At 69.5% G+C, this 12,105-nt stretch carries 6 protein-coding genes and 1 pseudogene; 1 reads left to right on the top strand and 6 read right to left on the bottom strand.

All coding sequences use genetic code 11. The annotated features are described in order from the left end of the window. Position 1: 1 nt before the first annotated feature. Entirely contained in the window at positions 2-1,213 is a 1,212-nt protein-coding gene (locus ACFW9O_RS30685; protein ID WP_384613824.1) for a hypothetical protein, read from the bottom strand. A 21-nt stretch (positions 1,214-1,234) separates the two neighbouring features. Continuing rightward, positions 1,235-1,384 carry a hypothetical protein gene (locus ACFW9O_RS30680; protein WP_384613822.1) on the bottom strand — a complete coding sequence of 50 codons (150 nt, stop codon included), beginning with the start codon at positions 1,382-1,384 and terminating at the stop codon, positions 1,235-1,237. Between the two features lie 468 nt (positions 1,385-1,852). Here ACFW9O_RS30680 and ACFW9O_RS30675 point away from each other — a divergent pair. Then, positions 1,853-2,707, top strand: a pseudogene (locus ACFW9O_RS30675) (PP2C family protein-serine/threonine phosphatase); the annotation flags it as partial. A 160-nt stretch (positions 2,708-2,867) separates the two neighbouring features. Here the strand turns inward: ACFW9O_RS30675 and ACFW9O_RS30670 are convergent. The 4 genes from ACFW9O_RS30670 to ACFW9O_RS30655 all read right to left on the bottom strand — a co-directional run bounded on the left by ACFW9O_RS30670 (position 2,868) and on the right by ACFW9O_RS30655 (position 11,943). Further along, positions 2,868-4,760, bottom strand: coding sequence for an ABC transporter ATP-binding protein (locus ACFW9O_RS30670; protein WP_351179255.1), 1,893 nt, complete (start codon positions 4,758-4,760; stop codon positions 2,868-2,870). A 61-nt stretch (positions 4,761-4,821) separates the two neighbouring features. Beyond that, positions 4,822-6,204, bottom strand: coding sequence for a cytochrome P450 (locus tag ACFW9O_RS30665; RefSeq protein WP_384613820.1), 1,383 nt, complete (start codon positions 6,202-6,204; stop codon positions 4,822-4,824). A gap of 84 nt (positions 6,205-6,288) precedes the next feature. Beyond that, positions 6,289-8,073 (bottom strand): ABC transporter ATP-binding protein, encoded by a 1,785-nt coding sequence (locus ACFW9O_RS30660; protein WP_384613818.1) that lies wholly within the window; start codon positions 8,071-8,073, stop codon positions 6,289-6,291. Between the two features lie 141 nt (positions 8,074-8,214). Continuing rightward, positions 8,215-11,943, bottom strand: coding sequence for a S8 family serine peptidase (locus ACFW9O_RS30655; RefSeq protein WP_384613816.1), 3,729 nt, complete (start codon positions 11,941-11,943; stop codon positions 8,215-8,217). Positions 11,944-12,105 lie beyond the last annotated feature (162 nt).

Below are 12,105 nucleotides of genomic sequence, written 5' to 3'. Positions count from 1 at the left end.
CTCAGTTCACCGCCCCTTCCCCGAAGTGCCGGGACAGGAGCCTGCGGACCTGTTCGATGCTCTGCGTACTGGCCTGCTCGGTGACGAACACGTCCAGGTCCTCGTGGTGGGTGACCTCGCCCCAGGCCCCGTCGAACGCCTGTGACATCCCGGTCAGCACACTGAGCCCGAAGGAGGGGTACGCCGAGTCCATGGCGTGTGCGAGGAAGAACGCGAGGCTCCGCTGACGGGTGGTGTAGGGGTCACGCTCCCGGTAGTTCTCCAGACTGAAATTCGGATGGCAGGCGTCGAGCAGCAGCTTGGGGGCCTTCCACACGGGCATCACCACCCGGTGCCTGCCCACGGTGCGGACCGGATAGGAGAGCGGGCGTCGGCCGTTCATCACCATGAACATGGCCTCGGCCAGCAGATCCTCGCGGTTGTATCCGAATGCCAGGTCGCGCAGACCCTGCTGGTCGGCGAGTTTCCGCGCCGTGCGCAGGATCAGGAAGGTTCCGAAGAAGTGCAGCGCCTCGTGAGTGAAGGTGTCGCTGAAGTCCTTGTAGAGCTCGTCCATCGATGTTCTGACGCCGAGGAGTTCCGCAATGTCCTCGGGGCTCAGTACACGGTGGTCGATTCCAAGGTCCTGGCACAGCACTCCCGCCCGAACCGCGGCCTCCGGAGAGAAGACGGCGCCGAATACCAGGGTGAAGGCTGTGAGCCGGTTGCGTGGAACGGAGTTGGCGAGCCCGTAGGCCAGCGCGTTACTGTCACCACCCCCGGAGATGCCGAATACGCAGCCGCCGTCGGAAAGCGCGTACTTCTCCTCAAATTCGGCCACCTGCGAGGCGACGATGCTCCGGGCCTCGTCCTGCCCCACCGTCGCGTGAACTTCGTGTGCCGTTCCGTCCGGCGCCGTGCGAACAGACCGGAAGCCGATCCCCGCGCCCGGTGGGCCGACAGGCCCCAGGGGTTCCCCGTCGGCAGGCAGCACCGTGGGGAACAGTGTGTTGCGGATGGCCCGCACGAGCAGCCGTTCGGCGTCTTCGGGCAGGTCGTCCAGCCGTGTCGTCAGGGGGACAGGCGTCGCGGTGGCACCTTTGACGACGTAGGGCTGGAACATGGTCTCCGGGAGGCGGTTGGCGGCGAGAAGCTCGCCGATCGTCAGGTCCGCCAGCCCCAGGGTGCGGGTGCCGAGTACGTCCTCAAGGTGGACGGGCAGCTGTTGCGACACGCATCCGCTCCTTTGTCAGGGTCAGACCTGGGCGGTGAGCGCGGAGGTGCAGAGGACGAATTCGACGCCCTCCGCTGTCATCCGGTCCATTCCGAGGGAGGGCAGCGTGGTGAACACGATGTCTTCCGCCCGCAGGTCGTCTTCGGTCCCTGTGCGATCAATGATTTCCACGAACATTGATTCCCCCTGGGGGTGGTCGGCGGTAAGGCCGTACGCGATCGGGGGCTCACCGTAGCACCGAAATTTGGTGATCAGAATGGAACCTGGAAATTATCTGGTTCTGCTTTTAGGGCGTCCGGAGGGGTGCATGTTTCTTAGGGATATCCGAGTTATCGGGAGGGGCTGGTGGGATCCAGAGAATTCCGGGCGGGAATTCCCAGATAATTCCGACCCCCAGTCGCCACCTTCCTTCGGCAGGCAGTAGTCTCGCGAGAGACCCGCAAGAAGACCGTGTCCAGCTTCGCCCGGAACCCGGCGCGATCACGCAGCGGTCTCGGCCTGGCCCACCCTGTTCCACGGCACCGGCCCATGCGCCAGGGATTCTCACGCAGTTGATGAACGAAGCGATGTGGGGGCCGCCGGTGCACCCGTCCCGTTCGGTGCCTATGTTCTGAATGATCTGGTCGCGGGTGGCGTCGAGTTCCTGGGGACAGCGACGGCGAACCCCTGCTGATCCGCACCACGCTCCTGGACGCCCGGGACAGGCGTACCTACGAGCGTGAGCTCCTGCGAGCCAGTCAGGAGGCCGAACACGACCGCGAACGCCTGCAGCGCACCCTGATCCCGTCGGCTCTCGAACCGGTTCCGGGCCTGGACGTTGCCGCGCACTACCACTTCGCCTCCCCCGACGAGGTGGGCGGTGACTTCTACGATCTGTTCCCGCTGGCCGCCGGACGCTGGGGGTTCTTCATGGGGGACGTGCGCGGCAAGGGTGCGGGGGCGGCAGTGGTGACGTCCTTGGCGCGGTACACCCTGCGAGCCGCAGCGGTCTCCGATCCCGTACCGGCCACGGTGCTGGGCAACCTCAACACCGCGCTCGACCAGCATTTCCATGAGGACGAACCGACCTTCTGCACCGTGATCTTCGGCCTGCTCACACCCGTGGGGAACGATGTGGGATTCCATGTCGTCCTGGCCGGCGGCGGTCACCCCCCTGCCCTGCTGCTGCGTGCCGACGGCAGCGCCGACTACCTGCCGACGCCGGGCGGGCAGCTGGTCGGTGTCGTGCCGGATGCGCAGTTCACCACAACCACCATGGACCTGGGGCCCGGTGACACTCTGCTGCTCTACACCGACGGTCTGACCGAGGCGCGCACCGGGAACGCAGGTGGACGCTACGGCGACGAAGCCCTCCTGGACTTCGCGCGTTCCCTCGCACCCACCTCGGCCCCCGGTGCCGTCGAAGCCCTTTCCGCACTCCTGGACTCGTTCGGCGAGGGACTCGACGACGACACCGCGCTCCTGGCGATGAGCGTGCCCCCGGGCGAGCGGTGATGGACCGGGGCCGAGGGCGGCGATCAGGCCCCGGCCCCTGCGGGTTCAGCGGTCGTGACCGACGGGAGCACCGAGGTGCGGAGCGCCTGGTTCGGCTCCGCACCTGAAGCATGTCGGGCCGCCCGGTGGGGCACGGACCCGCGTCAGTGGGATGCGGCGGTCAGCCGACGGGCCGGGCCGCCGCCTCCGTTCCGGGCCGCTCGAACTGCGTGCGGTACAGCTCCTCGTACCGCCCGCCGAGTGCCAGCAGCTCCTCGTGCGTGCCCCGTTCGGCGACCCGGCCCTCCTCGATGACCAGGATCAGGTCGGCGGCCCGCACCGTGGAGAGCCGGTGGGCGATCACCAGGGCGGTGCGGCCCTCCAGGGCCTCGGCCAGGGCCTCCTGGACGGCCGCCTCCGAGGTGGAGTCCAGGTGCGCGGTCGCCTCGTCGAGGATGACGACCCGCTGACGGGCCAGCAGCAGCCGTGCGATGGTGAGCCGTTGCCGTTCGCCGCCGGAGAGCCGGTAGCCGCGCTCGCCGACCACCGTGTCCAGGCCCTCGGGCAGGGACGCCACGAGGCCGTCCAGGCGGGACCGGCGCAAGGCGTCCCAGATGTCGTCCTCCGTGGCCTCCGGCCGGGCCAGGAGCAGATTGGCGCGCACCGACTCGTGGAAGAGGTGCCCGTCCTGGGTGACCATGCCGAGGGTCTCGCGGATGGAGTCGGCGGTCAGATCGCGTACGTCGACGCCGTTCAGACGTACGGAGCCCGCATCGGCGTCGTACAGCCGCGGCAGCAGCTGGGCGATCGTCGACTTGCCCGCGCCGGACGAGCCGACGAGCGCGACCATCCGTCCGGGCCGCGCGGTGAAGGAGACGTCGTGCAGCACCTGCGTACCGCCCCGTGAGTCGAGCGTGGCGACCTCCTCCAGTGAGGCGAGGGAGACCTTGTCGGCCGACGGATAGCCGAAGGACACCCCGTCGAACTCCACGGACACCGGACCGTCCGGCACCCGGCGGGCATCCGGCTTCTCGGCGATGAGCGGCTTCAGATCGAGGATCTCGAAGACCCGCTCGAAGCTCACCAGAGCACTCATCACCTCGACGCGTGCACCGGCCAGTGCCGTCAGCGGGGCGTAGAGGCGGGTGAGCAGCAGGGCCAGGGCGACGACCGCCCCGGGCTCGAGGCTGCCGCGCAGCGCGTAGTAGCCGCCGAGTCCGTAGACCAGCGCGAGGGCCAGGGCGGACACCAGAGTGAGCGCCGTGATGAACGTGGACTGGAGCATGGCCGTACGGATGCCGATGTCGCGGACCCGGCCCGCTCGGGCGGCGAACGCGGTGGACTCGTCGGCGGGGCGGCCGAAGAGCTTGACGAGGGTCGCGCCCGGCGCCGAGAAGCGCTCGGTCATCTGCGTGCCCATGGTGGCGTTGTGACCGGCGGCCTCGCGCTGCAGCGCCGCCATCCGGGAACCCATCCGGCGGGCCGGCACGACGAACACCGGCAGCAGGACCAGGGCGAGCAGCGTGATCTGCCAGGAGATCGTGAGCATCACGGCCAGGGTCAGCAGCAGGGTGACGGCATTGGAGACCACGCCGGAGAGGGTGCTGCTGAAGGCCCGCTGGGCGCCGATCACATCATTGTTCAGCCGGCTGACCAGCGCACCGGTCCGGGTCCGGGTGAAGAAGGCGACCGGCATCCGCTGCACATGGTCGAACACGGCGGTACGCAGATCGAGGATCAGCCCCTCGCCGAGCGTGGCGGACAGCCACCGGGTGAGGAGACCGAGCCCGGCCTCCGAAACGGCGATCAGGGCGATGAGCAGAGCGAGCCGCGTGACCGTACCGGTGTCCCGGCCCTGCACGATCGCGTCGACGACGCGTCCGGCGAGCACGGGTGTGGCCACCGCGAGCAGCGCGGTGGCCACACTGAGGAGCAGGAAGCGCTGGATCCGCCCCCGGTGCGGCCGGGCGAACGCCGCGATGCGGCGCAGCGTCGCCCGGGAGAAGGGCCTGCGGTCCTGTTGCGCGTTCATCGTGCTGTGCAGCGATGTCCACGCCGTGACTTCCATGTCCATGCGAGTGCCTCCGGAGTCGGGTCCTACGCATGGAACGCTATGACCTCAAGTAAGCTTCAGGTCAACCCTGAGGGGATCGGCGCGCCCGTACGGTCGCCATGACCTCCCGGTCCGGCTGCAGTGTCAGTGTCGGCATGGGGTTGATCACGCCCGGATCCACCTCCAGTTCGAAACGGCGCGCCAGGACGGCGAGGACCAGGACCGCCTCGACCATCGCGAAGCGCGTACCGAGGCAGACCCGGGGGCCGCCGCCGAACGGATACCAGGCGTACTCCGGGATCTCGTCCCCGTGCTCCGGGTCCCAGCGCTCCGGACGGAACGCCTCCGGCCGCGGGAACCAGCGCTCGTCCCGGTGCGTGGCCCACTGACTGCTCCACACCCGGGTGCCTTCCGGCATCGGAACGCCGCCGATCCGAGCCCCTTCCTTCGCGATGCCGGTGACGAGCCAGATCGTCGGATACAGCCGCAGGGTCTCCTTCACCACCGCCTGGGCGTAGGTCAGTTGCGCGTAGTCGTCGATGCCGGGCTCCCGGTCGCCCAGTACCCGGTCCAGCTCCTCGGTGAGCGCCGCGCGTGCCTCGGGGTTGCGGGACAGCAGGTACCAGGCCCACACGAGTGTCGAGCTGGTCGTCTCGTGCCCGCCGATGTACAGGGTGACCGTCTCGTCGCGTATCTCCTCGTCGGTGAGGTGCGCGCCGGTCTCGTCCACCGCCGTGAGCAGCCGGCTCAGCAGGTCGGGGCGCTCGCCCTCCCCGTCGCGGTGGCGGGCCACCACCCGGCCGACCTCGGCGTCGATCACCGCGGCGGCCTTCTTGATCCTGGCCCGGCCGGGCGTCGGCACCCAGTCGGGCAGGATCGCGCCGAGGCCGCTGAACTCCTTGCCGATCTCCTGCTGTGCGATGTCCATCGCCCGGCCCATCGACTCCGCGTCCGCCGGGGTGTCCACCCCGAAGATCGTGCGGACCGCGATCTTCTGGGTCAGGGCCGCCATCTCCCGCTTGATGTCGATGCGTTCGCCCCCGGACCAGGTGTCCGCGAGGTCCACCGTGCAGGCCGTCATCGTCGACGCGTACGACTTCACCTGCTTGGGACGCACCGACGGCTGCACCAGCGAACGCTTGCGCCGCCAGTCCGGACCGCGCGCGACCACCACGCCGTTGCCCATCACCGTGCGGAACGCGATCCCCAGCAGCGGCTGGTCGAAGGTGCGTTCCGTCTCGGTGAGCAGCTCGCCTATGCAGTCGGGGTCGGAGATGAAGACGCAGTTGTTGCGGCCGAAGCGCCAGCTCACCATGGACCCGTAGCCGCGCAGCCGCTCGAAGAAGGCGAGCGGGTCCTTCCCGAACTGCGGCAGACTCCCTAAAAGGGGCAGGCCCTTCGGACCCGGTACGAGCGTATGACCGCGCGGCTCGGCATCGACAGCCGCACCGGTTTCCGTGGACATGAGGGACTCCCGTCATCTGCCGTGTGGAGTACGTGAGTTGCTGAGCGTAGCCCCCAGCCTGACAGGTGTTCGAACGTGACGGTCCTATGCCGGCCGCTTCGGCTGGAGCCCCGCGTACACCCCGCCCCCGCGCACCAGCTCCTCGTGCGTACCCACCTCGGCCACGCGGCCGCGGTCCATCGCGACGATGCGGTCCGCCGCTCGGATCGTGGAGAGCCGGTGCGCCACCACGAACACCGTGCGGCCGTGTACCAGCCGGGCCAGCGCCTCCTGGACCAGTGCCTCCGACCGGGTGTCCAGGGCGGACGTCGCCTCGTCCAGGATCAGCACCCGCGGATCGCGGATCAGGGCCCGGGCAATGGCGAGGCGCTGCTTCTGACCGCCCGAGAGCCGTGCGCCGCGCTCACCCACGACCGTGTGGATTCCGTCGGGCAGTGACTCGACGAACTCCAGTGCGTTGGCGTCCGCGAGCGCGCGGCGGACCGCCCCCTCCTCCGTGTCGCCCATGCCGTAGGTGACGTTGTCCCTGATGGTGCCCTCGAACAGGATCGACTCCTGCGGGACCACGGACAGGAACTGCCGGTAGCTGCGCAGATCGAGCGTCGCCATGTCCGTGCCGTCGAGCAGGATCCGCCCCGATGTTGGCCGGATGAAGCCGATGAGGAGGTTCAGTACGGTCGACTTTCCCGCGCCGGACGCTCCCACCAGCGCCACCGTCTCACCCGGGCGGGCGGACAGGGTGAAGTCCTCCACCGCGGCGCCGCCCGAGCCCTCGTACGCGAATCCGACCTGCTCGAAGTCGATGCGGCCTTCGACCCGGTCCACCAGGTCCTTGCCCGCGTTGTTCTCCAGGTCGGGTGCCTCCAGCACCTCGCCGGCCGAACGGACCGACTCCAGGCCCTTGCTGATGACCGGGGCCAGGCTCAGCAGGGTGGACATCGACCCGGTGAGCGTGGTGAAGAAGGCGCTCAGCATGACGACATCGCCCGCGGTGATCGGCAGCCAGCCGTGGTACGCGACGAGGGCCGAGCCCGCGAGGCAGGCCACGCCCAGGGAGTTCAGGAGGATCCAGGCGAGCGCGCCGAAGCGGCCGTTGAGCAGATCGAGGCGCAGACCCGCGAGCAGCACCTGACGCAGTGAGCCGTCGACACGGCCCAGCGCCGCGTGCTCCAGGCCGTGGGCCCGGGTGATGGGGATCAGGCTCGTCATCTCGCTGACCCGGGCCGAGAGCTGCTCGACCTCCTGGCGGAACGATTCGTTGTGACTGCGCAGCCTGGACCGCAGCTTCATGACCAGCAGGGCGGCGAGCGGGACGACGACCAGGAACACAGGAAGGAAGGACGGCACCCGTACGGCGATGACGACGAGACCGCCGGTCAGTGTGACGATGCCGGCCAGCCCCATGTCGGCGGACTGCTGGACCATCTGCTCGACGGTTTCCACATCCCGCACCACCTTGGCCTGCAGGACCCCGGCGCTCGTCCTGGAGTGGTAGCCGATGGACAGCTGCTGCATCCGGCGGCAGAGCGCGTCGCGCAGCGAGGTGCCCATGCGCCGCACACTGCCGTTCAGGCAGCGCACGTACAGCAGGTGCAGCGGGTAGTTGAGCACGAGCACGAAGAGCAGGGCGCCCGCGTTCGCCCACAGCTCCCGCTCCGGGCGGTGCTGGACGACGACGTCGATGATGTTCGCGGTGATCAGCGGCAGCAGCCAGATGGGGCTGTGCTTGACGATGAACGCGGCCACGCCGAGGGCGAGCCGGCGCCGGTCGGGGCGCAGGAGGTAGCCGAGGGTGCGGATGGGGTGTTCGCCCCGGTAGCGGTGGTCGAGGGCGGAGAGCTGCCGTGGCAGAGAAAGCGGTTGCTGCATACGATCAGCCAAACCCGGCAGGTCCCACCGTGCAAGGCCGTTTCGCATCGTGGCGCACCGGGTCCTGCCGCGTCCGTACGTCCCAACGGGAGTGGCCCCCGCCGGGGGGGCGGGGGCCACTCGTACGGGTACCGTCCGGGGCTACTTCAGACCGAACGCCCGGATGATCTCCTGGTCGACGCTGAGCCCGTCCGGGCCCTTGGCGGATGCGCGCAGCGAGACGAACGACCCCGGGGTGTCCGGGAGGTTGAGCTTCACCGTCCAGCGGCCATGTGCCGACTTCACCGGCGGGACCGACTTCCAGGTCCTGCCGTCGTCGTACGACACCGACAGCTTGGCCGTCTCGCCCTTGAACTGCTCACCGGCGAACCAGTGCTGGGTCTCGGCGCCCAGCCCCAACTTCAGCGTCCGGCCCGCCTCGGCGTTGCCCCGCAGGTCCGTGGGCACGTCGAAGGAGAGGTTGAGCAGCTTCAGGTCGTACTGCCTGAAGTCGCCCTCCCCGTTCGGGTGGTGCGTGAACCCGTACTCGGTACGGGTTTTCGTCGAGGTCCGCCAGACTTCGGCGTCGCGGGACGACACGGCCACCACCCGGTAGGGCTTGGCCTGCCGGGGCAGGCCGACCGAGAACGCGCGGCCCTTCGACTGCTTGACCAGTGTGTCGCCGTCGTACAGGGAAATATTGCCTGTGTCGTACTCGGCCTGGGGCATCGCGCCGGAGTGTCCGCGGCCCGAGTCGGACCACATCGGGATGTTGACCTGGACACCGTTGTTGGTCGTGACCGTGCTGATGTACCCCTGGCCGAAGCGCGGGTGCTGCACCGGGGCGAACCACTCGGCGGTGTAGGTGCGGTCGGCCCGGTAACGGTCGGCGTCCCCGCGCTGCTCCAGGTCGCCGATGTTCTCGAAGCCGGCCTTGTGGTTCTCGTACCAGAAGCTGTTCCCCACCTGCGGGGTGACGTACTCGGTGCGGACGTCCGGGTACGCCTCGTACTCCGTCAGGCCCACACCGCGGCCGCGGCCGATCTCGCGGACCGGGACGTAGTAGCGGAAGCCGCCGCCCACGGTGTCCTTGTGGCCGTGGTACTTGCTGGTGACCTTGGCCAGGTCGTCCTCGTCCGGGCGGTAGTCCAGGGGGCGGTCAGGGATCGCGTCGCGGTACACCCGCACCAGGTCGTAGAGGTAGTCGGGGAAGCGCTTCTGGTCCACCCGCAGAATGCCGCGTCCCGACTTCGCCTCGGTGATCAGCCGCGCGCCGTCGCCGGCGCGGACGGAGGCCACGGTGATCTCCTGGCTTCCGTAGCCCTCGTACAGGCGGCCCCGGCTGTCGTTGACACTGATCAGCATGGCCGCCCCGGCGGCAGCGGCGTTCCTGCCGCGGGTCGCGGCGTCGACCTCGTCGCTGCGCTCGACGATCACGGCCTTGCCGCGGGCGTCGATCCCGGAGTAGTCGGACTCGGCGCCCTTGCCCGCGTAGACGGTGGCGAGCTTGCTCCTGCCGTCCTTGAACGCGGTGCCGTTCTGGCCGACCAGTTGCACCTCGTGCCCGCTGCCGGTCTCGGCGTCGAGGAACTCCTCGCGCAGCCGCCAGCGCGTCATGAAGCTGAACTCGCCCTTGGTGACCTTCTCGGTCGGCCCGAGATACACCGTCTCGTAGTACGGCAGCAGCACGAACTGGCTGTCGAAGCCGATGCCGCCGGTGCCGGTGCCGTTCTCGTACATCCGGTGGAAGTCGAGGATCGTCTGCGAGACCTCGGTCTCCTTCGGCGCCCGGACGTTGGCCGCGCGCGCCTTGCTCGCGTCGAGCGTCACCGTGGTCGGCCCGTCCACCACCGTCTCGGGGGCGGTCAGGAAAGCCACACCGAGCGAGTCGGGGCGCTCACCTTCGACGTCCAGATAGGACCAGGCGGTGTACGTACCCGGGGGCACCCTCAGCGTGGTCCTGCCCTGGACGGCGACCGGCACCGGGATGCTGTTGCCCTCGAAGGTGAGGGCGACGACGCCGTTGGCCGGCTTGCCGTCGCGGCCCTTCAACTCCAGCGTGTAGTCGTAGAGTTCACGCTCCTTGTACAGCGCGAATCCGGTGTGGGCCGCGACCTTGTCGCCGTTCTTGGCGATGACCTGGCCGGAGAAGGAGGTGTTGGACGGGACGTCCGTCGGGTCGAGGGCCAGCGTGACGTCGGTGGAGCCGTTCGCGGGGACGACGACGGTGGAGGCCGACAGGGTGTATGCCGGGTCGTCGGTGTCGAGCGACAGGTCCAGCGTGACGTCGCTGGAGCCCGTGTTGCGGTAGGTGATGGTGCGCTCGGTCTTCGCGGCGCCCTCGTACGGCCACTTGTGGACCGCGGCCGGCACCGATCCGGTGGCCTCGATCGTGGTGTCGACGGCCTCGATGACGTCCAGCCGGCCGGTGCCCATCGCGTACGGGCTGTAGGCGTCCAGCTTCTTCGATGTGGACATCAGCGCGTTCTTGATGCGCTGGCCGTCCCAGTCGGGGTGGCGCTGCTTGAGGATGGCCGCGGCGCCCGCGACGTGCGGGGTGGCCATCGAAGTGCCGTTCATCGAACGGTACATGCCGCCCGTCCACCCCGGCACCGCCTGCGAGGCGGCGGCGCTGATCGCCACTCCCGGCGCGGAGATGTCCGGCTTCAGCGCGTAGGAACCGATCAGCGGACCCTGGCTGGAGAACGAGGCGCGCTTGTCGGCCTTGTCGACCGCGGCAACGGTCAACGCCGAGGCGGCCGAGGCGGGGGAGCTGACGCTGCCGGGGCTGGAGGAGTTGCCGGCCGCGATCACGAAGAGCGGGCCGCCGTTCGCCGACAGGGCGTTGACAGCCTGTGCCTCGGGCGAGTTGCCGTCGTCGCCGCCCTGCGAGCCGAGGCTCATGGAGACGACGTCGGCGCCCTGTGCCTTCGCCCATTCCATGCCCTCGACGATGCCGGACTCGGAGCCGTAGCCGTTGTCCGCGAGGACCTTGCCCACCAGCAGGTCGGCGCCCGGTGCCACGCCCTTCTTCGAGCCGTCCGAGGCGGCGCCGGAGCCGACGACGGTGGAAGCGACGTGGGTGCCGTGGCCGTGGCCGTCGGTGACTTCCTCGCCGGGGATGAAGCTCTTCGTCCCGACGATGCGGTCCTTGACGTCAGGGTGCGTCGGGTCGATGCCGCTGTCCAGCACGGCGACCTTGCTGCCCGTACCGTCGAAGCCCTTTGCCCAGGCCTGCGGTGCGCCCACCTGCGGCACGGACTCGCTCAGGGTGGCCTTCACCCGGCCGTCCAGCCACAGCTTCCCGATCCCGCCGTCGAGGGTGCGGGCGTTCTTCGCGGCCGGGGTGACGGCGTTCCAGAAGGCGCGCGCCTGGGCCTTGTCGGCCTTGAGGGCGGTCGCGTCGATCGACTCGAGCGTACGGACCTTGGCCGCGCCCCTCGGGGTGGCCGGGGGCCGCGCGGAGCGGGTCTCGAGGGCGGAAGCGATCACCGGGATGCCGTCCGCGTGCTTGTCGTCGAGGTTCATCCCGGCAAGTTCGGTGACGTTGAACAGCCTGTGGTCGATCCGGTCGGCGGCCAGCAGCGGCATCACCTCGGCCGGGAGGACGTAGGTGTCCTCTCCGTACCGCTGGATGTGCACCCCGCCGGTCGCGCCCTCGGGGCGGTCGACGGTCACCACGTCGTTGTCGCCCGGGAGTTCCTGGTAGTGCACGACGTCACCGGTGACCAGCGTGATGTCGTAGGACTGGGCGCCGTCCTGCCGCGGGGCCTGTGCCGCGCCCGTCGTGCCGGCGTTCGCCGCGCTCTGGGGCAGCAGGAGTCCGCCGCCGAGCGCGAACGCGGTGGCGGTCGCTGCCAGGGCGGACCGCCGTCTGGATATGAAGGTCATGCCCGAGATATTTACGGAGCCTTTAACTCTGCGCACCGGTCCGCGGGCGGGGGGGGGGCGCCCGGGGGGGGGGCCCCCCCCCCCCCCGGGGCCGGGGGTCCGGGGGGGGGGGGGTTTAAAAAAAGAAACGGGGGCGCGCCCCACCAACGGTTGATGGAGGGT

This window comes from Streptomyces sp. NPDC059499, from assembly GCF_042749285.1.
Taxonomy (GTDB): Bacteria; Actinomycetota; Actinomycetes; order Streptomycetales; family Streptomycetaceae; genus Streptomyces.
This window is presented reverse-complemented; position numbering and strand designations above follow the sequence as displayed.